Source organism: Chryseobacterium sp. X308 (assembly GCF_020733145.1).
GTDB lineage: Bacteria > Bacteroidota > Bacteroidia > Flavobacteriales > Weeksellaceae > Chryseobacterium > Chryseobacterium cupriresistens.
In genome coordinates this window covers 68,779-95,451 of the sequence record NZ_JAJFZH010000020.1, presented here as the reverse complement: position 1 = coordinate 95,451, position 26,673 = coordinate 68,779, and the positions used below count along the sequence as shown (strand labels likewise).

The following is a 26,673-nucleotide window of genomic DNA, read 5'->3' as shown; positions in this document are numbered from 1 at the left end:
TATATAGTGAATATAATGATGATATATTTTTTAATTTAACTAAAATTAGCAAAAATTTTGTAATTATATATTTTTTTTATTTAATTTTATGGAAACTAAATTATGCGTTATAATTTGCTTGAAAAAGTTATTATTAATATCTTGTTAGGTAGTTTTTATGTGTTAGAAACTGATGTTGCTTTTTCACTTTAGAAACTTATTATTATTTAATTTACTATGCGAACATTAAAGCTTAACCAATTTTCGAAAGTATTGCTAAGCACCCTGATATATCTTTTATTTTCCAACTTGTTTTATTCTCAGACATACACCCCTCAATATATAGATAGTATGCTGATCAAGGTAAATGAGAATTTAAGAGTAAGTGGCAGAAAAAAAGAATTGATTAATCTTAATACGAAATTTTATAATATTAGTAAAAAACAGGATTATAAAAAAGGAGTGGTCCTTTCATACATTAATTTGGGTAATATGTATGCAACGGTCGGGATGTATGAAAAAGCCTTCCAGTACTTTCAGTTGGCTGAAGAAAACCTTGAAGGGATGGAAGATTATTATCTCTATACAAGATTATATCAGGAGTATGGCCAGGCTAATTTTGTAATAGGTCTTTATAAAAAAGCCATTAAGTATAATTCCAGGTCAATTTATTATGGTAAACAAATAAAGGATAAGCATGATCGGGAAATTTTATCTGTTGTTTATGCAAACAGAGCTGACTTTTTAAGAGAAACAAATTCGATTGATTCCTCATTAATCTATCTGCACAAAGCTTTAGATGTAAAACCTACACCGGTTATCAATTCCACGATTGCTAATCACTATCTGCTTTTTGGTAAAAATAAGGATTCGGCACAGGTATATTTTAACAGGGCTTTTTCCCTTTTAGAAAAAAAAGATTACTGGGATTCCCAGAGAGCTCTTACTTATTTTTATTATGGGAATTTTTTATTTGAAGAGCAGGATTATACTCCGGCATTAGACTACTATATCAAATCAGTAGAAATACTCAAAAAGACCCAAAGAATCTATCAGGTTCCCGTATTGTATCAAGCTATTGCCAAGACCTATAAAAAGCTAAACAATAGCTCAAAAGAGAAAGATTATCTGGAAAAATATGCTAAATTAAACGATAGTCTGGAAAAGGTATGGGATGAATCAATCAACACTTCTGTTGATAAAATGGTTCAGGAAAAGGAGAAAACTGATATCGAAAAAAAGCATTCAACCATCATATATAATGTAGTCGTTTTTGTATTATTGGGTGTTATTGTACTTGTATATTGGGTTTATCAGAAAAGAATTACTAAAAAGCGTAAAATAATAGAGGAGAAAGAATTAGAAACGGAATCTCTAATGAAGAAAATGTCTGCTAATGATGAAAGGCTGGTGTCTTTAGCAAAGAAAAATGATCCTTTATTTTTTAATGAATATCAAAGTGCTAATCCTGAATTAGTTGAAAAGCTTTTTGAGATTAATCCAAAGCTGTCAGCAAATGAACTTTCTTTCTGTGCAATGATACAACTGGGCTTTTCCTCTAAGGAAATTGCGCAATATGCATTTATGCAGCACAGATCGGTACAAACAAAGAAAAACAGGTTAAGGAAAAAATTAAATATTCCATCCGATGTGGATCTTTATTTTTTCTTGCAAAATTTAAATTCCAAATAATAGTTCAATCGCATGGCACGCGTACTTGTACGCGTGTTTTTTGTAAAAAAATAAAGGCTGTCTTGAGAGACGGCCTTTATTTGGTTATATCGGAAATGCGGAGTCTTAAGTGTGAAAAGGAAAGAATCGCCGGCTCATACAGAGGGTTGGTTAACGTTCCAAATCCATATTTACAAAAGATAAATGGTAACCCATTGGATGTTGCAGAATCATAATCAGTTTGGGTATCTCCAATATATATGGTGTCTTCAGCAGATAACTGATTTCTTTCCATAAGAAGCTGTATGTTTTCAGATTTGTTTTTTCGGGTTCTTCCGTGGGATTCATAATCAAGAAACAGATCACTGAATTGATAATAATCTAAAAAAGATTCAATATACCCATCCTGGCAGTTGCTTACGATGAAAAGAGAATAGGTATTAGCCAGATTCTTTAAAGTCTCTTCCACACCATCATATAAAATTCCACCTTCTAAGTGTAGTATTTTATTTTCTTCGCCTACAATTTCAGAAAGGAGTTCCTGAACCTGCAGGTCTGAAATGCCGGGAATAATATCTTTTACAATGTCATGAGCTAATAATCCCATATACTGATTCATGTCTCCAGGTTTCAGTTCTTTTTGGATCAACTGATGTTTACCCAATACTTTATTCCATATTTTGATAATCGTAGCTCTGGAATCCCATAATGTTCCATCCAGATCGAAGATTAAGTTCTTTGTTTTCAACATGATAATTGTTGGTTTAATTTAAATACATAACGGTTAAACATTACAAAATCATGCTCAGTTGTACTCTTTTTCTTGCTTCATCCACTTCCGTTACCTTTACACGAACATGCTGATGAAGTTTTACCACTTCATTCACATCTGATACAAAGCCATCTTTAAGCTGCGAAATATGAACCAGCCCGCTTTCTTTGATTCCAAGATCTACGAAACATCCAAAAGCGGTAATATTATTGACAATTCCTGGAAGAATCATTCCTGCTTTTAAATCTTTGATGCTTTTAACATTCGGATCGAATTCAAATACTTTTGCTGCTTTTCTTGGATCCAGTCCCGGCTTCTCAAGTTCTTTTAAAATATCTTTAATTCCTAAAATTCCGATTTCTCCTGTTGTATAGTTTTCCGGTTTTATCAGAGCTATTTTTTCTTTATTGGCAATCAGCTCAGTGGTTTTAATACCCAAATCTTTTGCCATTTTCTCTACAATTCCATACGCTTCCGGATGTACTGCAGAGTTATCCAATGGGTTTTTGGCATTGGTGATTCTCACGAAAGCGGCGGCTTGCTGGAAAGCTTTTTCTCCAAGTCTTGGAACTTTTTTAAGCTGTTTCCTGTCTTCAAATGCTCCGTTCTCAGTACGGTAATTCACAATGTTTTCTGCCATTTTCTCTCCGATTCCGGAAACATAGCTTAATAGAGACTTACTGGCGGTATTTAAATTAATTCCCACAGAATTTACACATTTCATGACAGTAGAATCCAGCTCATTTTTAAGTTGGGTCTGGTCCACATCGTGCTGATATTGCCCAACGCCTATAGATTTTGCATCAATTTTCACCAATTCAGCCAGCGGATCAGAAAGTCTTCTTCCGATAGAAACAGCTCCACGTACTGTTACATCATGCGAAGGAAACTCATCTCTTGCAATTTTACTTGCAGAATACACGGATGCTCCGGCTTCAGAAACCACAAAAACCTGCAAAGGCTTATCAAAAGCGATCTTTTTAATGAAAAATTCTGTTTCGCGGCTTGCTGTTCCGTTACCAATAGAAATAGCTTCAATATTATAGGCATTTACCATAGAACGGATTTTTTTCATAGCCATTCCGCTTTCATTCTGCGGAGCGTGAGGGTAGAGGGTTTCGTTATGCAGTAAATCTCCCTTCTCATCCAGGCACACAACTTTGCATCCGCTTCGGTATCCGGGATCTATTGCCAGAATTCTCTTTTCTCCCAAAGGTGGAGCAAGAAGCAGCTGGCTTAAATTCTCAGAGAAAATTTCAATCGCTTTTTTGTCTGCTTTTTCTTTGGCTTCCTGTAATGTCTCATTTGAAATAGCGGGTTCCAGAAGCCTTTTATAACTGTCTTTTATGGCCAGTGCAATCTGGTCCGAACTTTCATTGTTGGATTTAATGACTGCTTTTTCAATAAAACCGATTGCTTCTTCTTTATCTACAGCTACATTTGTTTTTACAAAATCTTCCGCTTCTGCTCTCAACATTGCCAGAAGTCTGTGGGAAGGAGTTCTGCCAAGACTTTCTTCCCATTCAAAATATTGGGAGAATTTCTGCGCATCCTCTTCATCTTTTTTGGCTTTTACAACTTTAGAAGTGATAACAGCCTTACGCTGAAATAATCTGCGGAGATTTTTACGGACATACATATTTTCATTGATCCATTCTGCCATGATGTCTCTTGCTCCCTGCAATGCTTCTTCTTCAGAATTTACTTCATTATTAAGATATTTTGAAGCCAGAAAATGAATATCATTACTTTTCTGACTCATAATAATTTTAGCTAAAGGTTCCAGTCCTCTTTCCTTGGCTGTGTCAGCTTTGGTTTTCTTACGCTTTTTGAAAGGCAGGTAAAGGTCTTCCAGCTCCTGGATATCAAAGCTTTCTTCTATTCTCTTCTGAAGTTCAGGCGTTAATGAATTCTGTTCTTCTATCGATTTTACAATAGATTCTTTTCTTTTAACAATGTCCTCAAACTGCCTGCTGATTTTTGAAATCTGTTCAATCTGTGTTTCATCAAGGTTTCCGGTCTTATCTTTTCGGTAACGCGAAATAAAAGGAATGGTGCAGTCTTCTGCTAATAATTGTAAAGTATTGTTGATGCTCTTTTCAGAAATGCTGAGCTGTCTCTGGATAAATTCTACGGTCGTCATTGTTCTGTTTTCGGATAGCTAAAATAGGGTTTTGGAATGAGAAAGATGACATACAGATAGAAAAAAGCCCGATTACATTGTATAATAATCGGACAGTATGATTAATTTAAATGAATTAAGGCAGCACTTCATTATAATAAAGCGGGGTCTCATTAGTTTTATCATACCCCATGATAATGATTCTGTATTTCTTTGCATCGTCGTTATTGTAGAACTGTACAGGTGTTGATTCCTGAGTCTGAGCTTCCTGATTGGGGCTCCAGTAGAGAACGCTCCGGGTGTCTTGTGAGATCTTTCTAAAAGCTTCATTGTCATACACCGGACTCTCGAACGGAACTTCTTTGTCATATCCGGAGAGGCTGATTTGCCTTAATTGTGATGGCTGGTTTCTGTCTATTGTCTTGCCAGAGGAACTGCCCCGGCGGGTATAAATGGCTATGGCTCCATTGCCACCTCCGGGTGCTCCCGCAAAAAATCCTTTGATAACCTTTACCAGGGCAATCTCTGAGGAAGACATATTGCTTACCTGGCCCGGCGAAACAGGCATTTCATCTAGATAAATTTGGGTTGGCTCATTATACAGATATGGAATATAAGTTCCGTTTTTAGAATCGATCCTTAAACTGGAAACCCTCCCTTGCAGCCATTGCATAATACCGGTTGAGGTAACAGCTTTCGGATCATTAATAAAATCAAAAACTTCCTCACGGGCACTTCTGAACAGCGGGCTGCTCAATTCATTATTTAATTTTTTAGTCTTGCTTCTTATTTCTCCCCTTAACTTTATTTCTTCAATGTTTGTTACTTTCTCATTGATCATTTTATGGGTGTTGAGTGCTATAAATGACCGTGTGATCTCTTCTGATGGTGGATCATCATTAGAGCGCTGTGTGAGCTGACAAGAAGTAAGGGGAAGGCTCTTTTGATAAGGAATAAAGTCGAAATTCGGCTGGAAATAAACAGAATAATTATGATCAGGCTCTTTAGACTCTGAATTAAGCTTATATGAAAATTTCATTGAATCTTCAAAAATTAAATTGTTGAGGATAAAAAATCCGCTTTGATCTGATTTGATTTGAAAAATCTTAGATCCTGATTCAGAATCAAAAATTAAATTTAAATCTGTGTCGGGAGCTGGTTTCCCCTGAATATTTATTTTTCCTTTGTAAGAAAGATAATTTTCAGGCTGATATTTGATTGTTGGAAAATAGCCTGAAATAATTGATTTCCAGTCAAAACGTTTCCATTTCTCTGAAATCAAAAGAGCATCCAGTGCTTCTATATTGCGGTTTTTTGTAAAATACTGAGCCGGGCTTGCTATATTTGAAGTAATATCTCCGGTTAGCCATAATGAACTTAATAAGCTATGATCTTCTTCGGTGCTTTTCGTATTAGCGTCAATTATCAAAACAGTATAGTTGGAATAATCCGGATCTTTAGGAATAGCAAATGAATTTTTTCCACGGGAGGAGTTGCTGAATAAAAGAGATTGTAATTGTGGTTGTTTGATTTGTAATATTTGTGGCTGTACGAAAGACAACCTGCTGGCAATTACATTCTCCTTATCGTCAAAAACAGTGAGCTGCAAGATACCATTGACGAGCTGATTGTTGGGAATAGAATATTCGGTCTCGTTGATAATTTTATTTACCTGAGCCTTATAAACAAGCTGGTTGTTTATCGTTCCTAAGATTTTGTAATACTGGGAATCTTGAGAAGTATTTTTTGTCTGTAAAGTATATTTTACATGATCCTTATCGTTGGTTACCCGTAAATATATTCCTGATGAAGATACTTCAGGTAAGGCGACATTTTGTTTCTGACCTTGCTTATCCTGAATGACAAGCTGATATTTTTTACCACTTTTTGGAGTAAGGCTGAATAGGCCTACATTTTGATCAAACCCCTTAAATGTCACAATTTTTAAATCAGGATTTTCAGAATCTACTACATATCCGTCCCAATCGAGGGGAGCTGTTCCTGCAGATTGTAAACGTACAGCCAGTTTCGTATTGATTCCGTCTATAAGATGCCCGCTTTCGGGGTGTATTGAAGCGGTCCAGCTGGATGCTGGATTGAGTATTAATTTTTCAGGTGAGGCAGGATTATAGATTGCAATAGGTTTTATAAATTGGAAATCCTCATTAAAATTAGCCATCCAGGCTGTGTAAGCTCTGATGTAATAAACGTCTTCCTTTAGAGAAGCGGGCAGAGAAATGCTTCCGCTTCCTTCTCCGTCAATTAAAGGAACCAGTTTTTTACTGATCAGTTTTTTATTCCGGTCATAGAGTTCTACAAATAGTGTAGTAGAAATAGCTGATGTATTGTATCCATCAAATACGTAAGATTTAAACCATACATTTTCACCTGCAACAAAGCTGTTTTTATCTAATAGCAGATGTATTTTTTCCTGATGATATTTTTGTTCAAATGCTTTTATTGCCTGTTCAGCTTTTGTTTGGGCATTAAGGCATAGTGTAGTGCTTAAAGCAAGTAGAAGTATTAGTTTTTTTGACATTTCATGTAAAGATTTGTGTTTTTACAAAAGATAAAAATACATATTTTACCCATAAATAAAATAATATAACTTGGTTTTTATTCCTATTAAATATAAATGGTTGTTGATCAGGATAAAAAGTGATTATAACAATGGATTTAAAGTGCAGTTTAACATGATTAATGCGAAAAAAAGGTGAAAAAATGATACTTACAGACAATAAAAAAAGTAAAAACATTTTTTTCTTGATGTATGTTAAGGCTCCTCCAAATAGGTTTTTCTATTTTTGTACCCGAAAACAACAAAATTCAAACTTTTTTAAACAGTTCAATATGAAAAAAATTAGCGTAATTGCATTAGTTGGAGTAGGATTGCTTTTGGCATCATGTGATAAAGGAAAAACAGCAGAGTCTGCAGCAACAGCTCAGGAACAGACAGTAGCTGAAAGCAAAGGAGAAACACTGGCAGTAGACACAGCAGCTTCAGTAGTAAACTGGAAAGCATTCCACAAGGGAGGTATGGCGCCTCGTTGGGGAACACTTACTGTAAAATCAGGAGATATCAGTGTTGATGCAGGTCAGGTTGCTGCAGGAAACTTTATTATTGACATGAATTCTATCAAAGTAGATCCGGCTTCAGTAACAGAGAAAGATAAAAAACCGGCAGACCTTGAAGCTCACCTTAAAAACCCTGATTTCTTTGATGTAGCGAAAAACCCTACTTCAGATTTCAAAATTACCAGTGTTACAGATTTGAAAGAAGCACCAAAAGATGCAGTAGCAGGAGCTAATAAAACAGTAAGCGGAAATCTTACATTATCAGGAAAAACAATGAATGTTACTTTCCCTGCTAAAGTAGATGTGACTGAAAGCTCAGCAGCTATTCAGGCTAAATTTACTGTAAACAGAGCAGATTGGGGGATCAAATTCGGTACATCAGAAGCAGACCCTGCAGAATGGATGATCAGCAAAGATATCGAGATTGCTATCGATGTAAAAGCTAAAAAATAAGTTATTTAAATTGTAATAACAACCGGGCTGTCTTTCTAAAAGACAGCTCTTTTTATTTACTGAAAAATCAGTTCAAAATCGTTGAATTCTGAATTCTCACACAATATTCACTTCCAAGATATAGAGGGTTACCGTGCTTTTCAGACCAGAATCCATCAAGTATATCCTTATTCAGACAGCGATATACAGCAACACCTTTATATATTTTATGATCTTCACCTTCATAATTGAAGTTGATTACCAGGATCTGATTTTTATAAAATCCGGTACCATTTTGTATATGATCACCGATAATCCATTGCGCGATGATACGGTTATTCTCGTCAATGGATATGGTTAATATACCATGATATGTGGGTAGGGAAGACTCTTCCTGATTACTTCCTTCAATAGAGTAGCTTCCTGCAAGATCCTTTACTGTCATTGATTTTATTTTTAGGAAGCGCAAATTTATAAAATCTTATTCTGATAAAATTATAAATATATTCATGGTTGTAAAGTTGTTTCCATGTACAAATTAAGCTTTACTTTTGCCACAAATTAATTTTTTGAATGATTCCTTTTCTTTTTATAACAAACCTGATTACATTTGGGATCTTTGGATTTGATAAATGGCAAGCCCAAAAACATCAGTGGAGAATCTCTGAAAACACTCTTTTAGGAATCTCCCTTCTAGGTGGAATTTTAGGAGCTGCCTCAGGAATGGTGATTTTTAATCATAAAACATCAAAAAAATCTTTTTTAGTAAAATTTGTGCTTGTGGTTTTGATTGATCTGGTTGTGTTTTACAGACTAATAAGACATTGATCGTAATATCTCAATGAATCTCTAAAATTTGATATTGTAAACATACATTTTTTTACTATATGATAAATCTTAGAAAAATTGGCTGAGATTTAAAGATGCTGAGTGTAAAACGGGATTTTTTTGAGCACTCTTTTTTATTGTCTTGTAAATAAGTATTTTAAACAAAATATTAAATATTTGTATAACTAAATATTTTTTCATTAAAAATCACTACTTTTGCACCCGTAAAAATCTTTTATGCAAAACATTAGAAATATTGCGATTATCGCACACGTTGACCACGGAAAGACGACTTTGGTTGACAAGATCATTCACGCTACCAACATTTTCAGAGAAAATCAGGAGAGTGGGGAGTTAATTATGGATAATAACGATCTTGAAAGAGAAAGAGGGATCACGATCTTATCCAAGAATATTTCTGTTACTTATAAAGACACAAAAATTAACGTAATCGATACTCCTGGTCACGCCGATTTTGGTGGAGAAGTAGAAAGAGTATTGAAAATGGCTGATGGGGTTATTTTGTTGGTGGATGCGTTCGAAGGACCAATGCCGCAAACAAGATTCGTACTTCAGAAAGCTTTGGAATTAGGATTGAGACCATTAGTGGTTATCAATAAAGTAGATAAACCAAACTGCCGTCCTGACGAAGTTCATGATAAAGTATTTGACCTGTTCTTCAACCTTGATGCTACAGAAGAGCAATTGGATTTCCCTACATTCTATGGATCTTCAAAACAAGGCTGGTTCAACACTTCATTAGAGCAAACTGAAGATATCTTACCATTATTGGATGGTATTTTACAATATGTTCCTGAACCGAAAGTAACAGAAGGTAATCTTCAGATGCAGATCACTTCTCTTGACTTCTCTTCTTTCTTAGGAAGAATTGCAATCGGGAAAGTGACAAGAGGTGAGATCAAAGAATCTCAATGGATTGGTCTTGCTCAGGCAGATGGTAAAATTGTAAAAGGAAAAGTAAAAGAACTTTACGTTTTCGAAGGATTAGGAAAGAAAAAAGTAACTGAAGTACAGGCAGGTGATATCTGTGCTGTAGTAGGATTTGATGCTTTCCAGATCGGAGATTCTTTCGTAGATCTTGAAAATCCTGAGCCATTGGAAAGAACGGCAATTGATGAGCCTACGCTGAACATGACGTTCTCTATCAACAACTCACCTTTCTTTGGTAAAGACGGTAAATATGTTACTTCTAATCACCTGAAAGAAAGATTAACAAAAGAATTAGAGAAAAACCTTGCATTAAGAGTTCAGCAGACTGATGATGCCAATACATTCCTTGTATTCGGTAGAGGTATTCTTCACTTATCAGTTTTGATCGAAACAATGAGAAGAGAAGGTTACGAAATGACAATTGGTCAGCCGCAGGTTATCTTCAGAGAAATTGATGGTGAGAAATGTGAGCCTTATGAATCTTTGGTTGTTGACGTTCCTGAAGAATTTGCTTCAAGAGTTATTGACCTGGCAACTCAGAGAAAAGGTGACCTTCACATTATGGAAACTAAAGGTGAAATGCAGCACATGGAATTCGAAATTCCTTCAAGAGGTTTGATCGGATTACGTTCTCAGATGTTAACAGCTACAGCTGGTGAAGCTATTATGGCACACCGTTTCACAGAATATAAGCCTTTCAAAGGTGCTATTCCTGGAAGAAACAATGGTGTTTTAATCAGCAAAACCACTGGTCCTGCTACAGAATATTCTATTGCTAAATTGCAGGATAGAGGTAAGTTCTTCGTTGATCCGGGTGAGGAAATCTACACAGGAATGATCATCGGTGAGCAAAACAAACCTGGTGACTTAGTAGTAAACATCGTAGAAGCAAAACAGTTGAACAACATGAGAGCTTCAGGAAAAGATAAAGATACTGGTGTTGCTCCGAAAATCTTATTCTCACTTGAAGAATGTATGGAATACATTCAGGGTGATGAAGCAATTGAGGTAACTCCGAACTTCATCAGAATGAGAAAGAAAATCCTTTCTGAAGAAGAAAGAAAAAGAGTAGAAAGATCTGCAAAAGCATAATAAAATCTTATACATAAAATCAAAGCCTCGATTTTCGAGGCTTTTTTTCTATACCTACCCATTAAATGCTTATTTTGGCATAATAATCTCTGAAATAAAAAAATAAATTTTAAAGTAGTTTTGTGACTATGAGAATGAATAAATTAAAACTTATCGTTTTATTGGGCGTTTTTGCATCTTACGCTACCTCCTGTTCCGTTCAGAACAGCGTTGTAAAAACACCTTCCGCGAAGAATCCGACAAAACCAATCAACAATACAAACCCTCCGAAAGTAAATCCGACAGCTGTAAAACCTGCTACAGGTACAGGAGCTTCCGGTGAAGAAAATTTCAGAACCAATCTTCCCGAAATCAAAAGAGAATTCCGTGGGGCATGGATCGCAAGTGTTGCCAATATCAACTGGCCATCAAGAAATGATCTTACGGTAGAGCAGCAGAAAGCAGAAGCAATCAGTATGCTTGATATGCTGAAAGACAACAATTTCAACGCTGCTATTTTCCAGATCAGACCTTCCGCAGATGCACTTTATACCAGTAATATCGAACCTTGGTCTTACTTTCTGACCGGAGAAACAGGAACTCCACCATATCCCAATTATGATCCGCTTCAGTTCTGGATTGAAGAAGCTCATAAAAGAGGGCTGGAACTGCATGTCTGGTTGAATCCTTACCGTGCACATCATACCAACGGAGGCGCAGTAAATAAGCTTTCAATGGCCAATAAACTGTCTGATATTGTGGTTAGACTAAAGAATGGAATGTACTGGTTTGATCCTGCTAATCCGAAAACACAAGGTCACGTATCCAATGTGGTGAAAGATATTGTAAAAAGATACGACATTGATGCTGTACATTTTGACGATTATTTCTATCCTTATGCCACTTACAACAAAGGTGCGGATTTTCCTGATAATGCAAGCTGGAATGCCTATGTAAGCAGTGGCGGAACCTTATCCAGAGCAGATTGGAGAAGAGATAACGTGAATAAATTTGTAGAACGTATCTATAAAGAAATTCACGCAGAAAAAAATAATGTAAGATTCGGGATCAGTCCGTTCGGTATATGGAAACCAGGATATCCGGCAGGAGTTGTAGGATCATCACAATATGACGAATTGTATGCAGATGCTAAATTATGGTTAAATAAAGGCTGGGTAGATTATTTCTCCCCACAGCTTTACTGGCCTATAGATTCCAAAGGACAAAGCTTCGAAGGCCTGTTAAGCTGGTGGCAGTCTGAAAATACAATGAAACGTCACCTGTGGCCGGGATTGAATACTGTTGAAATAAAAGTATCCGACCGTCCGGCTGAAATCAAAAACCAGATTGCAATTTCCAGAAATATCCTTAAAAATGATGCCGGAGAAATTCATTGGAGTATTGCCGGGCTTACCAAAAATCCAAATATGCTTCCCGCTTTGAAAAGCGGACCATACAATGAAAAAGCATTAGTTCCGAAATCTCCATGGATTAAAGCGGTTCCATTGCAGACTCCAACCTTGTTTATTGCTGATAACGGAAGTTTTGCTCAGACAAGTTGGAGTACAAAAAATGCCGCTGATGTTTTCCTGTGGGTACTTTTTACTCAGTACAACGGAGTATGGCAAACAGAAATTCTGACATTGGATACGCTTTCAAAAGATATTCCCAAATCTAAAGACGGAAAAAAATTGAATGCCGTTGCCATCAAAGCTATCGACAGATTAGGAAATGAGAGTGATTATACAGCTAGAAAGATTAAATAGTTGGGATACTATCCATTCTAAATTGGTCATTGCGAACCTTTAGGTGAAGCAATCTCAATCATAAATTTAAAAACCGGTTCTCAGACAGAACTGGTTTTTATTTTAGAATAACTATAAATTATTAATTTAAAATATTGAAAACCAGTTGTATTTTAAAATAAAGTGCATGTTTCTGAGAAAATTAAAAACTGTATCGGAACCATTTTTGCATAAGTAATCCCATAATCACCAAAATATAACATTATGAATACTAATAGACTTTCCACCAACATGGAAAAAGCACTTAGTGATCAGATGAACAAGGAAATTCATGCATCACACGTTTTTTTATCTTATGGAATCTGGGCTGATGACAAAGGTTATCAGGGTATTGCCAATTTTCTTTACCGCCATGCTCAGGAAGAGAGAAACCACTCCATCAAATTCATGGAATATATCTTAAACAGAGGAGGAAAACCAAAAGTGGACGCGATTCCTGCTCCTCCCGCAGATCCGGAAAGCCTTACTGCCTGCTTTGATGGTGTCTTTAAGCATGAAGTTGACAATACCACTGCTATTTACAGAATTGTAGATCTTTCTATGGAAGAAAAAGACTGGGCTACGTGGAATTTTATGCAATGGTTTGTACAGGAACAGATTGAAGAAGAAACATTAGCGCAGAACTTAATTGATAAATTAAAAATTGCAGGCGGCGACAGGGCAACAGATGAATCTTTATTTACTTTAGATAAAACTTTGCAGGAAGCACCGAATGATGTGCCGCTGGCTCAGAATGCTACAGGGGACAATCCTTAAAACAATTGGTGAAACCAGGCCTTTCAAAAATCTGCCAAAATATTGGCAGATTTTTTTTATTATGAAACTCCCTCAAAAATCACTATCTTTGCACACTCGTAATTCAAGGTTCTGAGTTCAATGTTTAAAGTTGGAGAAACCTTGAGTTACCCTAAACCTTAAACTTTGAATTTTACAATATGAAATGTGGAATCGTAGGCTTACCGAATGTAGGTAAATCAACTCTTTTTAACTGTCTGAGCAACGCAAAAGCTCAATCAGCAAACTATCCTTTCTGTACGATTGAACCGAACCTTGGAACGGTTTCTGTACCGGATCAGAGATTGTTTGAACTGGAGAAAATCGTAAAACCTGAAAGAGTTTTACCAGCTGTGGTTGAAATTGTTGATATTGCAGGTCTTGTAAAAGGAGCCAGCAAAGGAGAAGGATTGGGAAACCAGTTCTTAGCTAATATCCGCGAGTGTGAAGCGATTATTCATGTTTTAAGATGTTTTGACAACGGAAATATTGTTCACGTAGAAGGTTCAGTAGATCCGTTAAGAGATAAAGAAATTATTGATATAGAACTTCAGCTGAAAGACCTTGAAACAGTGGGAAAAGCAGTTGAAAAAGCTAAAAAATTCACCAAGTCAGGGAAGAAAGAGGATATTCTTACTTACGAAACACTTCAGAATTTACAGAAATTCCTTGAGGATGGTAAAAACGCAAGAGAATTTGCTGCTGATGATTTTACAAAATCAATTATCGGAGAAGTTCAGTTGTTGACGAATAAGCCGGTTCTTTACGTTTGTAATGTAGACGAAAACTCTATCAAAAACGGAAATGAATGGATTGCCAAGATTGAAGAAATGGCTGCAGGCGAAGGTGCTGAAGTCGTAGTATTGGCGGCACAGATTGAAGCTGATATCAACGAACTTGAAACTTTCGAAGAAAGAGAAATTTTCCTTGATGAGCTGGGACTTACAGAACCAGGGGTTAACCGTTTGATCAGAAAAGCTTATGATCTTTTAAAACTTCAGACGTATTTTACAGCCGGAGTAAAAGAAGTAAGAGCCTGGACTATCGGCCAGGGATGGACGGCTCCACAAGCTGCAGGAGTAATCCACACAGACTTTGAAAAAGGATTTATCCGTGCAGAAGTAATCAAGTATAATGATTATGTAAATTACGGTTCTGAAGTAAAAGTGAAAGAAGCCGGAAAACTTTCTGTAGAAGGTAAAGAATATATTGTACAGGATGGTGATATCATGCACTTCAGATTCAACGTATAAGAAAAGTATTAAAGTTAGTTATATTAAAAAAGCGCTTCCATGTATTTGGGAGCGTTTTTTGCATTTGTGTATTAAACTTTAACAATGAAAATTTTTTGTTTCGTAAGCCTTATTTTATTTTTCGCATGCACAAAATCGGCAGAAGAAAACTGTTTTGTAAACCGCAGAGACCAGGTATTTGAAAGTTATAAGGAACAAAAGCCTTTTACAACAGAACAAATATTAAATGAAAAGCCTGATTATCTTGATATAATAAATCTAAAAAAATACAGAAGCTTTAAGAAAGACAGTATCGTGGCCTATACTCAGTCAGGATCTGAGAGGTATAAAATAATGGAAAAAAGACTGGAGAATGAATTCAAAGTGTTCAGGGAGAAGTTTTCGGATCAGTTTATGATTTATTCGTCACAGCAGACAGTTGATACAATGTATGGATTAGGTCGAAACAGACTGGGATTTTGGTTACTCAAAATCGAACATGATATACCTGAGGCTTATTTTCTTGGGCTGAGCTTCAGCCATTACTATATAAATGAAGTTCAGGAAAATCCGATTATAAAAGATGGAGTCCTTCAGTTGGAAGGAAGTCTCGTGAAAATTATAAAGGTTGAAGGACTTCCAGGTTATGACGATTATTCAGCAATGGAAGACGGAAAAATGTTTAAAATAAATCTAAAGGATTTGATGAAGGATTCTGACCATGATGGATATAATGACATTTTTGAAAAAAGCTTCGGTCTGAATCCGCAAAATAAGGATACAGATGGCGATGGCATCAATGATTTTGAAGATATGAATCCTATGTTCATGTCTGAAAAGAATAAATTCACACAGCTTTACGAACTTTTGCTGCCGGACTATGGAACTGTGGAGATGAAAAAGCTGCATTATACATTTCAGGTTTATAAAACTGATTGTAATTATTTTCAGGGGATCAATCCCGGGCTTAGAGTTTTGTTCATTCCGGAAAATAAAAACAGACAGACCTATTACACAAGAATGACGGATGTAACAGATCAAGGTATTTCCAAAATTCAAAGAAACAATAAGAATCCTGATACATTTTATATTTTTATATCAGGAAGTAGTTTTACAAATGATTATGTAGCAGAATATGCAAAAGGAAAATGGGTGCTAAAGAATATTGGAGGCACTGTTATTTAGTAATTTAACAATAAGAAATCGCTCCCGATTAGAGAGCGATTTTATTTGAGATTAAAATTCGATACCGGGCTGGCATTGTAGTTCTGCGCAGGTAAAGGAATACTTCTTACAGGTAAGGTCTGGTAAAAGACACATTTCTTTTCCTCCGGTAATAACTCTTAATTGTTTTTTGTTTAATTTTTTTCCTTTAACTAAATTTTGATTTTTCATAATGCTTAATTTTGGAGTTGAGTGAATGATTCTATTTTAAGGTTGCGGTCTACAGATTTTTTGTGCACAGCCAATAGAGATCTTGGTGCAGTTTCGGACATCATCCGGAGGATAGGTTTCACAAGGAAATTCCGTACATGGGATAGGCTCCATGCAATCTAACATACCTCCATGAATCATTTTTAATTGTTTTTTTTCAAGCTTTTTACCTTTGCTTAATTCAATCTTTTTCATAGTTTTTGTTTAAAATGATATTTTAGTTATAACTCAGGTCTGCACTCTTTTTGTGCGCATTTAGGAGAAATGATTGTACATCCGTATGGATCAGAAGATGGCTCACAGGGTGTTGGACATAAAACAGGTTCCATACAGTTGATAAGACCTCCTTTGATCGTTCTTAATTCTTTTTTGTTTAATTTTTTTCCAATGTGACTGATTTGATTTCTCATTGATTTGATTTTTAATGGGTTAGTTTTAACGAAAGTAATAAAAATAAATGAAGTATATCACTGTCTTTAGAAAAAAATGGAGAATTTTTAAATATTTATTATGATATTGATGGTGAATATTAACTGCAATCGGCAAATACATTGAATTTTTAAATAAGTTAATAAGGTTTTATTTTGAGATTTAAAAAGACTTTTTTGCTTCGCCAAACAATCTGGACTCATTTCAAAAAATATTGGTTGATAAGTTTGTATATTTGAATTTTACAAATCATCTAAGATGGAAAAAGTAGCCCATACTTCACTGGAAGATTTTTATAAAGAGATGGCTGCCAAACTGGGCAAAGATCTTGAAAGTATTTTTCCAAAGGGACTTCACAAGGACATTGGTCACTTCAATGTCTTCGATATTGCCCAGACCATCGAAAAGGTAAAAACCACTTCTGAAATGCCCTATAACAGAAGGAAGTATTATAAGATCAGCTTTATAAAAGGACGGAACAGGGCAGAGTATGCGGACAAGGTAATTTCAATTAAACAAAACGCACTGTTATTTGCAACGCCTAAGGTTCCTTATCACTGGGTTCCTGAAGACCCTGATCAGTCAGGAAGTTTCTGTGTTTTTACCGAAGACTTTTTCATCAAGGATAAATCGTACTACAACCTCGAAGATCTTCCTATATTCCAGCCAGGTGGAGTGCCGATCTTCGAAATTGATGGTGAACTGGCAGAAGAGATTGAAAACCTTTTTAAAAAGATAAAAAAGGAAATTGAATCAGATTATGTTTTTAAATATGATCTGATCAGAAACTATGTTCTGGAGCTGATCCATTACGGACAGAAATTACAGCCTGCTTCCAAAATATCATCGTCAAATGATGCATCCATGAGAGTGGTTTCTTTGTTTATAGAGCTGCTGGAAAGACAGTTTCCTATAGAATCCTGGGAACAGAGACTTCAATTGAAAACTGCAAAAGATTATGCAGACAGGCTTGCCGTTCACGTTAATTACCTGAATAAAAGATTAAAAGAAAGTACCGGAAAGACAACTACAGAATTGATTTCAGACCGTATTATCCAAGAAGCAAAAATTCTTTTGAAACAGACCAGATGGAATGTTTCAGAAATATCATATGCGCTGGGATTTGAAGAAATTGCTCATTTTTCCAATTTCTTTAAAAGGAAAACCTCCTTTACTCCATTGGAATTCCGTTCCTGATTTGAATTTTGCAAATTTCAGATTGATTCAAGCAAACCCTTCAGTCTGAAAATATCCCAACTTTGTACCATCAAAATAATCAAAATACAATGAACACAAAAACAAATATTGCATTGGTAACCGGAGGAAGCCGTGGATTAGGGAAAAACTCAGCACTTAAAATTGCTCAAAAAGGTTTGGATGTAATTATTACCTACAGAAGCAATAAAGAAGAAGCAGAAGCTGTTGTCAATGAGATCAAATCAATGGGAAGGAATGCTGTTGCATTTCAGCTTGACACAAAAGATATTAAGAGCTTTGATACTTTTGTGAAAAACGTAACAGATCACTTGCAGCAAAATACAGGAAGCACTCATATTGACTACCTGATCAATAATGCAGGAACAGCCTTATATTCGCCGATTACAGAAGTGACAGAAGAACAGTTGGACGATGTGGTAGACATTCATTTTAAAGGTGTATTTTTTCTGACTCAGAAATTATTGCCATTTATCAATGACGGAGGAGGAATTATCAACGTGTCTTCAGGCTTGGCAAGATTTGCTACACCGGGATCTTCTGTTTACGGATCCATCAAAGCAGGCGTTGAAATGCTGACAAAATATATGGCGAAAGAATTAGGTTCAAGAAAAATCAAAGCCAATGTAGTGGCTCCGGGAGCTATTGAAACAGATTTTGGTGGCGGAAGGGTGAGAGATAATGAAGAAATCAATGCCATGGTAGCTGGTGCTACAGCTTTGGGAAGAGTAGGTCTTCCGGATGATATTGGTGGAGTAGTAGCGTTCCTGTGTACAGAAGATGCAAGATGGATCAACGGGCAAAGAATTGAAGTTTCAGGAGGGATGTTCTTATAAAGTGTGATAACCTTAGTGAATTATTATCTTTAAATAAATCGGCCGGCTCAGAATGAGCCGGCCGATTCCGGATATGAAGTAACGTATTTTATTCAACAGCTTCAAGAGGTTCCGGCAGCTGGCATTTTTGTTCTGAACAGCCGGGTCCGGTGTAGATACAATAGCCTGAAGAATTGGTGCATCTTATGTTGCCTAATCCTCCGTTGAATGTTTGCAGTTCTTTTCTGGTTAATTTTTTTTCTTTGTTTAAATTCTTGTTTTTCATGGTAGTTCTATTTTTGGTAATTATTGATTTATTATTTTTTTTGATTTAGATAAAATAGGAAAAATAAACTAAATAAATCACTAAATAATGATTATATATGATAACATTACTATCGATAAAACTATAAAAACATTTAAATATCAATATTTACGTATCATTAACAGGCCGCTCCTCCGGAGCTTTATTTTTTACAGGGACTTCATTTTTTTTCTACTAACAGCAGATCCCGATGGGATCAAATCCAGCTCCTATGGGAACTGACTGCTAATAGAACGTATTTGTTTTAAATTATAGGTCCAGGGGGAGCGACCTCATACTCATGCTTTAATTTAATTGGAAAGGAATAATATAATATTATATTGTAAATAAAAACTCCGCAGATTAAACAGACAAGCCCGACAGTTTTGATCTGCCAATCTGAAAAATCAACGGGAATTTGGTAGATGAAAAATAGATTACTGTTAAACCTTTGATAAATTTTCAAGGGCTTTTTCCAGTGTTTCCTGCTTCTTCGCAAAGCATAATCTGATCACATTCTCGTTCAGCCTGTTTTTATAAAATGAAGAGAAAGGAACGCTGGCTACCTTATGGTTGATGGTAAGTTCTGAAGCAAAATCAAAATCATTTTTATCTGAAATTTTATCATATTTTACCGCCTGGAAATAAGTTCCTTCACAATCCAGAAGCTCAAATGGTGTGCCTGCAAGGCCTTTTCTCAGAAAATCTCTTTTTTCCTGGAAAAACTGATTAAGATGGGTGTAATGTTCATCCTTTTTCATGTATTCTGCCAGTGCGAGCTGAATGGGAGTGTTTACGCAAAAAACATTAAATTGATGAATCTTTCGGAATTCATCTGTTAGGTTTTTTGGTGCAGCACAATAGCCCACTTTCCATCCGGTAACATGGAAAAGTTTCCCAAAAGAGGCTACAAGAAGGCTTCTTTCTTTCAGCTCAGGGTATTTACAGATGCTTACATGTTGTTTTCCGTCAAAAACAATATTTTCATATACTTCATCACTCAGAATAAGAATAGAAGTTCCTTTTACAATCTCAATAAGTTCCTGTATATCATTTTCTTTCAGTATTTTTCCTGAAGGGTTGTTGGGGTTGTTAAGAATGATCATCCTGGTCTTTTCACTGACAAGACTTTTTACGGCAGCCCAGTCGATTTCGTAATCCGGAGCTTTCATTTCAAAGCGCTTTATAATTCCCCCGAAAAGTTCCACATTAGGTTCATAGCAGTCATAAGCCGGTTCAAAAATAATCACTTCGTCATCCCTTTTAATAAAGGAGGCGATAGCGGTAAAAATGGCCTGGGTACCGCCTGCGGTAATTGTTATTTCAGAATCCGGATGGTATATTGCCTGATGGCTGTTTTCAATTTTTCGTGCAATTTCTTCCTTTAAGCCAATCATTCCCCCAAGAGGAGCGTACTGATTGAACCCTTTTTTGATAAAGTGATCCACATCATTGAGTAATTCCGGATCTGGCATAAAATCAGGAAAACCCTGAGAAAGGTTGATCGCCTCATTTTCATTGGCAAGTTGAGTCATCTGGCTGAAAATAGTAGTTCCTACATTGGAAAGTTTTGATAAAGGAAGTTGTATCATAAAAGCAGTTTTGTTGACCGAATTTAATGAAATATTTAAAACAGTTTGGACTTATGGTAATAAAAATTAGAAAATAGCAGGTTTAAAGAGAATGATGGAAATTGTAAATTAAATAGTCAGTTTCAGAGTATTAAATAAATCTAAACATTTGTTTAAATTTTCCTTTTAAATGAATGGAAAGATACTTACATTTGTTAGACAACAACCATAAAAACAATGACAATGAAGATTAAGAAGACAAAGTTTCCTGAAAAATCTGTTTTATCTCAGGGAAAAAAAGATTTCGATTATATTGATAGTTTTCAGGGAGAACTTACAGACTGTGGCGGAAATATCGATATCTCAGAAATAGGAAGAGCATTCTTTACAAGCGGGCCAAAATGGGGAAAGAAAATGTTTGCTTTCAGAAATAGAGTAATGGGATTATTCGGTTTAAAGACAGGTTCTGAAAATGAAAAGCAACAAGCAGAGAAGGATTTCCAATGCGAAATTGGTGAACGAGCGGGACTTTTTAAGATTTTTGATAAAACCAGTAACGAAATTGTTCTGGGAGAAGATGATAAACATCTGGATTTCCGGGTTTCTCTTTTAATTGACAAAAATAGTAAAGATGTCAATCAAAACTCACTTACTATATCTACTACGGTAAAATTTCATAACTGGTGGGGCGTTTTGTACTTTTTACCCGTTCGTCCTTTCCATAAGCTGATTGTTCCGGCTATGCTGAAAAATATAATCGGGCAGCTGGAAAAGAAGAAATTGTATACAGTGTAAATATTGAAATAAAAGAACCATCCGCATAACAGGATGGTCTTTTTTTAAGGAATAAACTTAATAAAGTTTAATAATAAATCAATATCTCGGTTGGTTATTCACCTTCCTCTGGGTCTGTGATAAAAACATGTTGAAAAGAATAAAACTGTAGAGAATGTGAGGAAAGTAAATAAAATTTTCACATGATGTTGATAATTTCGTAAAATATATAATTTGATTACTAATTATACAATAATTGCAGTGAAATATTGAAAAAAACAAGTTGAAAAAATTCGGATAATTTTGGACAATTTTGTACTTTTGTATGTTTGCTGAAATCATATATGTCACAAGAAATAAATCCAACCTACTCCGAAGATAATATCAGAACCCTCGATTGGCAGGAACACATCCGTCTGCGCCCCGGTATGTACATCGGGAAGCTCGGTGATGGTTCTTCCGCTGATGATGGTATTTATATCCTGCTAAAAGAAATCCTTGATAACTCTATTGATGAGTTCAGGATGAGAGCAGGAAAAAGAATTGAAATAAAGCTGGATGACGGTAAAGTTACCATCCGTGATTTTGGTCGTGGAATTCCATTAGGAAAAGTGGTAGACGCGGTTTCAAAAATGAATACTGGAGGTAAATACGACAGTAAGGCGTTTAAGAAATCTGTAGGACTGAACGGGGTCGGTACCAAGGCGGTAAATGCCCTTTCAGATTATTTCAGAGTCCGTTCTTTCCGTGACGGAAAAATGAAAGCTGCCGAATTCTCCCGTGGGATGATCAAGGAGAACTTTGACGAGAAAGAAACGTCTGACAGAAACGGTACTGAAATTTCTTTTATTCCTGATGGAGAGATCTTCCTGCATTTCAAGTACAGAAAAGAGTATATCGAAAGAATGCTCCGTAACTATGCTTACCTGAATCCGGGACTTAAAATTCTCTTTAACGGTGAAACCTACTATTCTGAAAACGGTCTTAAAGACTTGTTGGAAGAAGAGCTGGAAAGCGATATCCTTTATCCGATTGTTCATTTGAAGGATGATGATATTGAGGTTGCCATTACCCATTCCGACAAATCACAGACAGAAACCTATTTCTCATTCGTTAACGGACAGAATACAACGCAGGGAGGAACACACCTTAATGCTTTCCGTGAAGCGTATGTGAAAACAGTTCGTGAATTTTTCAATAAAAGTTTTGATGCTTCTGATATCAGAAAGTCGATCATTGCCGCAATTTCCATCAACGTGGAAGAACCTGTTTTTGAATCCCAGACTAAAACAAAGTTAGGATCCAATGATATGGGACCCAACGGACCTACCGTAAGAACATTCATCATTGATTTCCTGAAGAGTAAACTGGACAATTTCTTACACAAAAACCCGGAAATAGCAGAAGCAATTCAAAGAAAAATCTTAATTTCCGAAAGAGAAAGAAAAGAACTATCCGGAATTCAAAAACTGGCCAGAGAAAGAGCAAAAAAAGTATCTCTTCACAATAAAAAACTTCGTGACTGCAGACAGCATTATAACGACCAGAAAGCCGAAAGAAAAGGAGATACCCAGATCTTTATTACCGAGGGAGACTCTGCATCGGGATCGATCACAAAATCCAGAGATGTAGAAACTCAGGCTGTATTTTCACTGAAGGGGAAACCGCTGAACTGTTATGGTCTTACCAAAAAAGTGGTGTATGAAAATGAAGAATTTAATCTTCTTCAGGCAGCTTTAAATATTGAAGAAAGTCTGGAAGACCTGAGATACAATCAGGTAATTATTGCTACCGATGCCGATGTTGACGGGATGCACATCCGTTTGCTGATGATTACTTTTTTCCTGCAGTTCTTCCCGGATCTGATTAAAAACGGACACCTTTATATCCTTCAGACTCCGTTATTCAGAGTAAGAAATAAAAAAGAAACAAGATATTGCTATACAGAAATAGAAAGGGTAAAAGCATTAAATGAACTGGGGAAAAATCCTGAAATCACGCGATTTAAAGGATTAGGAGAAATTTCTCCTGATGAATTTAAGCACTTTATTGGTAAAGATATCCGCCTGGAGCCCGTAGTAGTAGGAAAAGACCAGACAATTGATCAGCTTCTGGAATTTTATATGGGGAAAAATACTCCGGACAGACAGACCTTTATTCTTGAAAACCTTGTGGTAGAGGATGATACAGATATTGATAAAAAAGAACTCCTGGATGAAGTAGAAAATTAAAAAAAACTATAACTTTAAAAAACTGGTTGTAAAGCCATTGCAGACTGAAAAAAGCACAACTTTGGATGAAGTAGGAATTATAGTACTTACACAGCCCAAAAAAATAAAATGAGACTAAGTAACCGTAATAAAGCATCAGTATATAATTTTTTATGCACATTACTTTTGATGATAACCACGTTTGGTATCATTGCATTTGCTGCTAATGAGTATAGATTTAATGCAGTGGGTAAAGAAAGTTATTTATTGATTATTGTTCCCGCTCTGCTGCTGATTATCTTTTACATCAGCGGAAGACAGATTTTTGAATATGACAGCGATGGAGAAGCTTTGAATTTTAAAAACAGGAATATCATTCCGTTTTTGGATAAGCCTCTTCACGACGAATTTCCAAAATACAAGCTGATCAAATATGATGTAGTCAGTATTCTCTTTTTCAAAAGATTATACATCACCGTTTCAAGTAAGAATAATGGTTCTACTATCCTGAAGTACCAGATCTCTTATTTGAACAGAAAACAAGTAAACGATTTAAAACTCTCTCTGAACAAAGTAGTGAAAACTAATAAAGAGAAAAAAGATAAACTAGATGACGACAGAAGAATATTCGCATGAGGGTGAAAGCTTAAAAAAAGTCTCCGGTCTCTACAAAGACTGGTTTCTTGATTATGCTTCCTATGTAATTCTGGATAGAGCTATCCCTTCAATATATGACGGTTTAAAACCCGTTCAACGAAGAATTATGCACTCCATGCGGGAGCTGGAAGACGGCCGTTACAACAAAGTGGCCAATATCGTGGGAAATACCATGAAATATCACCCGCACGGTGATGCTTCCATTACAGATGCCATGGTGCAGATCGGGCAGAAAGAGTTGTTAATAGATACACAGGGAAACTGGGGTAATATCTATACAGGAGATTCCGCAGCCGCTGCGAGATATATTGAAGCAAGACTCACCCCTTTTGCTCTGGAAGTAGTATTTAATCCTAAAACTACAGAATGGACAAAGTCTTATGACGGAAGAAACAATGAACCTATCGATTTACCGGTAAAATTCCCGCTGCTTCTTGCACAGGGAGTAGAAGGTATTGGAGTAGGGCTTTCCACCAAAATACTTCCTCATAACTTTAATGAACTTATCAATGCCTCTGTAGCCTACCTGAAAGGTAAGAAATTTGAACTGTATCCGGATTTTTTAACAGCCGGTTATCTCGACGTTTCTGAATATAATGATGGTCAAAGAGGAGGAAAAGTAAGAGCAAGAGCCAAAATTACCCAGACAGATAAGCATACATTGGTGATTTCTGAACTTCCATATTCTAAAACAACCACTGATCTTATTGACTCTATTTTAAAAGCCAATGAGAAAGGAAAGATCAAAATCAAAAAAATTGAGGACAATACTTCAGACAAAGTAGAAATCCTTATTCATATCCATAACGATGTTTCACCGGATAAAACTATTGATGCTCTTTATGCATTTACGGACTGTCAGGTGACCATCTCTCCCAATGCCTGTGTGATTGTAGGGGATAAACCTATGTTCCTTACGGTATCCGATATTCTGAAAACGAATACAGATCATACAGTTTCATTGCTGAAGAAAGAATTGGAAATTGAGCTTCATGAGCTTCAGGAAAGCTGGCATTTCTCTTCACTGGAAAGAATTTTCATCGAAAACAGAATCTACCACGATATTGAAGAGGTAAAAACCTGGGAAGATGTACTGAAGACCATTGATGCAGGATTAAAACCGCATACCAAACATCTTTTAAGAGCCGTTACAGAAGAAGATATCTTAAAACTGACAGAGATCAGAATCAAGAGAATTTCAAGATTCGATTTGGATAAGTTTAAGGAAAATATCGCTTCGCTGGAAGGTAAAATAGAACAGGTGAAATACAACCTGGCTAACCTGATCGCTTATGCCATTGAGTATTACTTAAATATTCAGAAGAAATACGGTAAAGACAAACAAAGGAAGACTGAACTCAGAATCTTTGATACCATTGATGCTACAAAAGTAGCCGTAGCCAATGAAAAGTTCTATGCGAATTTCGAAGAAGGCTTTATCGGGACATCTTTGAAAAAAGATCAGTATTTGTTCGACTGTTCTGACATTGATGATATCATCACATTCAGAAAAGACGGAAGTATGAAGGTTGTAAAAGTGGAAGCGAAAACTTTCATCGGAAAAGATATCCTTCATGTTGCCGTATGGAAGAAAAACGATAAAAGGACAGTGTATAATATGATCTACCGTGAAGGCAGGGAAGGACCTTATTATATGAAACGATTCTCCGTAACCGGAGTAACCCGAAATACAGATTATCCGCTAGCTTCTGATAAAAAGGGTTCTGAAACACTCTATTTCTCAGCCAACCCTAATGGAGAGGCAGAAACGGTAACCGTGCTTTTAAAACCAAACCCTAGAATCAGAAAGAACAAAATGGAGATTAACTTCTCCGATCTGGCTATCAAAGGCCGCGATTCCAAAGGAAATCTGGTAACTAAGTACGCTGTCAAGAAAGTAGATATGAAGGAAGAAGGAGTTTCTACTCTGGCCCCTAGAAAAATCTGGTTTGATGATACGGTAAGAAGACTGAATGCCGATGCAAGAGGAACACTGCTGGGAAGCTTCAAAGGAGATGATAAAATTCTGACCATCAATACAAACGGGGAAGTAAAACTGGTATCTTTTGATCTTGGCAACCGTTTTGATGATGAATACCTGGTATTGGAAAAATGGAGACCTGCACAGCCGATTACCTGTATTTATTATGATGGAGAAAAAGATATTTATTTCATTAAGAGATTCTTACTGGAAAATACAGTTAATGTACAGACTTTTATGCCATCTGAACATCCGAAATCATTCATTGAAAATGTAATTGTTGCCAATGATGCCACTGCAGAAATTATTTTTGCAAAAGATAAAGGAAAAGAACGCGATCCTGAAACGATAAATATTGATGAGTTCATAGCGGTAAAAGGAATAAAAGCCATCGGAAACCAGTTTACAAAGTTCAAAGTAAAAGCCATCAATATTACCATTCCTGAACCGGCAGAAGAAGAGCCTGAAGTATACGAAGATCCCGAACCTGCCGGCGAAACCGATGAAGACGGAGGAATGATCGGAGATCTTTTCCAGGATAACGGGAATAATGAAAATGAATAGATCACAT

General features: G+C 36.1%; 23 protein-coding genes. 14 read left to right on the top strand and 9 right to left on the bottom strand.

Features of this window, described 5'->3' with window-relative positions; genetic code table 11:
* The first annotated feature begins 330 nt into the window (after positions 1-330).
* Positions 331-1,671 (top strand): tetratricopeptide repeat protein, encoded by a 1,341-nt coding sequence (locus LIV57_RS18600; protein ID WP_227943812.1) that lies wholly within the window; start codon positions 331-333, stop codon positions 1,669-1,671.
* A 76-nt stretch (positions 1,672-1,747) separates the two neighbouring features.
* On the opposite strand, the gene LIV57_RS18595 is transcribed toward LIV57_RS18600, so the two are convergent.
* The 3 genes from LIV57_RS18595 to LIV57_RS18585 all read right to left on the bottom strand — a co-directional run bounded on the left by LIV57_RS18595 (position 1,748) and on the right by LIV57_RS18585 (position 7,083).
* On the bottom strand, positions 1,748-2,401 hold the full coding sequence (locus tag LIV57_RS18595; protein WP_227943811.1) for an HAD family hydrolase: 654 nt from the start codon (positions 2,399-2,401) through the stop codon (positions 1,748-1,750).
* A 40-nt stretch (positions 2,402-2,441) separates the two neighbouring features.
* Complete coding sequence (locus tag LIV57_RS18590; protein WP_227943810.1) at positions 2,442-4,565, bottom strand: Tex family protein; 2,124 nt, start codon at positions 4,563-4,565, stop codon at positions 2,442-2,444.
* Between the two features lie 115 nt (positions 4,566-4,680).
* Complete coding sequence (locus tag LIV57_RS18585) at positions 4,681-7,083, bottom strand: hypothetical protein (RefSeq protein WP_227943809.1); 2,403 nt, start codon at positions 7,081-7,083, stop codon at positions 4,681-4,683.
* 311 nt (positions 7,084-7,394) lie between these two features.
* Between LIV57_RS18585 and LIV57_RS18580 the strand changes: the two genes are divergently transcribed.
* Positions 7,395-8,072, top strand: a complete 678-nt coding sequence (locus LIV57_RS18580) for a YceI family protein (RefSeq protein ID WP_227943808.1) — start codon at positions 7,395-7,397, stop codon at positions 8,070-8,072.
* 67 nt (positions 8,073-8,139) lie between these two features.
* Here the strand turns inward: LIV57_RS18580 and LIV57_RS18575 are convergent, their stop codons facing one another.
* Entirely contained in the window at positions 8,140-8,496 is a 357-nt protein-coding gene (locus tag LIV57_RS18575; RefSeq protein WP_227943807.1) for a hypothetical protein, read from the bottom strand.
* 128 nt (positions 8,497-8,624) lie between these two features.
* On the opposite strand from LIV57_RS18575, the gene LIV57_RS18570 reads away from it, so the two are divergent.
* The 6 genes from LIV57_RS18570 to LIV57_RS18545 all read left to right on the top strand — a co-directional run bounded on the left by LIV57_RS18570 (position 8,625) and on the right by LIV57_RS18545 (position 15,897).
* Entirely contained in the window at positions 8,625-8,879 is a 255-nt protein-coding gene (locus tag LIV57_RS18570) for a DUF1294 domain-containing protein (protein ID WP_227943806.1), read from the top strand.
* 237 nt (positions 8,880-9,116) lie between these two features.
* Positions 9,117-10,922 carry a translational GTPase TypA gene (gene typA, locus LIV57_RS18565; RefSeq protein WP_062675162.1) on the top strand — a complete coding sequence of 602 codons (1,806 nt, stop codon included), beginning with the start codon at positions 9,117-9,119 and terminating at the stop codon, positions 10,920-10,922.
* 128 nt (positions 10,923-11,050) lie between these two features.
* Positions 11,051-12,667 (top strand): glycoside hydrolase family 10 protein, encoded by a 1,617-nt coding sequence (locus LIV57_RS18560; protein WP_227943805.1) that lies wholly within the window; start codon positions 11,051-11,053, stop codon positions 12,665-12,667.
* Between the two features lie 243 nt (positions 12,668-12,910).
* Positions 12,911-13,462, top strand: coding sequence for a ferritin (locus tag LIV57_RS18555; RefSeq protein ID WP_227943804.1), 552 nt, complete (start codon positions 12,911-12,913; stop codon positions 13,460-13,462).
* A gap of 179 nt (positions 13,463-13,641) precedes the next feature.
* The gene (ychF, locus tag LIV57_RS18550) at positions 13,642-14,733 is read left to right on the top strand and encodes a redox-regulated ATPase YchF (RefSeq protein WP_227943803.1); all 1,092 of its coding nucleotides are present in this window, start codon (positions 13,642-13,644) and stop codon (positions 14,731-14,733) included.
* A gap of 84 nt (positions 14,734-14,817) precedes the next feature.
* Positions 14,818-15,897, top strand: coding sequence for a hypothetical protein (locus LIV57_RS18545; protein WP_227943802.1), 1,080 nt, complete (start codon positions 14,818-14,820; stop codon positions 15,895-15,897).
* 51 nt (positions 15,898-15,948) lie between these two features.
* Here LIV57_RS18545 and LIV57_RS18540 read toward each other — a convergent pair whose 3' ends face one another.
* The 3 genes from LIV57_RS18540 to LIV57_RS18530 are packed head-to-tail and all read right to left on the bottom strand — an operon-like array spanning position 15,949 to position 16,556.
* Positions 15,949-16,107, bottom strand: coding sequence for a hypothetical protein (locus tag LIV57_RS18540; RefSeq protein ID WP_227943801.1), 159 nt, complete (start codon positions 16,105-16,107; stop codon positions 15,949-15,951).
* Positions 16,108-16,143: 36 nt separating this feature from the next.
* The gene (locus LIV57_RS18535) at positions 16,144-16,341 is read right to left on the bottom strand and encodes a hypothetical protein (protein WP_227943800.1); all 198 of its coding nucleotides are present in this window, start codon (positions 16,339-16,341) and stop codon (positions 16,144-16,146) included.
* 26 nt (positions 16,342-16,367) lie between these two features.
* Complete coding sequence (locus tag LIV57_RS18530) at positions 16,368-16,556, bottom strand: hypothetical protein (RefSeq protein ID WP_110010992.1); 189 nt, start codon at positions 16,554-16,556, stop codon at positions 16,368-16,370.
* 277 nt (positions 16,557-16,833) lie between these two features.
* On the opposite strand from LIV57_RS18530, the gene LIV57_RS18525 reads away from it, so the two are divergent.
* Together LIV57_RS18525 and LIV57_RS18520 are read left to right on the top strand one after the other, a co-directional pair.
* Complete coding sequence (locus LIV57_RS18525) at positions 16,834-17,772, top strand: helix-turn-helix domain-containing protein (RefSeq protein WP_227943799.1); 939 nt, start codon at positions 16,834-16,836, stop codon at positions 17,770-17,772.
* Between the two features lie 89 nt (positions 17,773-17,861).
* Entirely contained in the window at positions 17,862-18,626 is a 765-nt protein-coding gene (locus tag LIV57_RS18520) for an SDR family NAD(P)-dependent oxidoreductase (protein ID WP_227943798.1), read from the top strand.
* 88 nt (positions 18,627-18,714) lie between these two features.
* Here the strand turns inward: LIV57_RS18520 and LIV57_RS18515 are convergent, their stop codons facing one another.
* Together LIV57_RS18515 and LIV57_RS18510 are read right to left on the bottom strand one after the other, a co-directional pair.
* The gene (locus LIV57_RS18515; protein ID WP_227943797.1) at positions 18,715-18,891 is read right to left on the bottom strand and encodes a hypothetical protein; all 177 of its coding nucleotides are present in this window, start codon (positions 18,889-18,891) and stop codon (positions 18,715-18,717) included.
* A gap of 461 nt (positions 18,892-19,352) precedes the next feature.
* Positions 19,353-20,501: a methionine aminotransferase gene (locus LIV57_RS18510; RefSeq protein ID WP_227943796.1), complete on the bottom strand. Its 1,149-nt coding sequence runs from the start codon at positions 20,499-20,501 to the stop codon at positions 19,353-19,355.
* Positions 20,502-20,723: 222 nt separating this feature from the next.
* On the opposite strand from LIV57_RS18510, the gene LIV57_RS18505 reads away from it, so the two are divergent.
* From LIV57_RS18505 to LIV57_RS18490, 4 genes are all read left to right on the top strand, one after another.
* Positions 20,724-21,275: a DUF2867 domain-containing protein gene (locus LIV57_RS18505; RefSeq protein ID WP_227943795.1), complete on the top strand. Its 552-nt coding sequence runs from the start codon at positions 20,724-20,726 to the stop codon at positions 21,273-21,275.
* A gap of 323 nt (positions 21,276-21,598) precedes the next feature.
* A complete protein-coding gene (locus tag LIV57_RS18500; RefSeq protein WP_227943794.1) occupies positions 21,599-23,485 on the top strand; it encodes a DNA topoisomerase IV subunit B in 1,887 nt (628 codons plus the stop codon).
* Positions 23,486-23,653: 168 nt separating this feature from the next.
* Positions 23,654-24,100, top strand: coding sequence for a hypothetical protein (locus tag LIV57_RS18495; RefSeq protein ID WP_227943793.1), 447 nt, complete (start codon positions 23,654-23,656; stop codon positions 24,098-24,100).
* Positions 24,075-26,666 (top strand): DNA gyrase/topoisomerase IV subunit A, encoded by a 2,592-nt coding sequence (locus LIV57_RS18490; RefSeq protein ID WP_227943792.1) that lies wholly within the window; start codon positions 24,075-24,077, stop codon positions 26,664-26,666. The genes LIV57_RS18495 and LIV57_RS18490 overlap by 26 nt, the downstream gene beginning before the upstream one ends.
* Positions 26,667-26,673 lie beyond the last annotated feature (7 nt).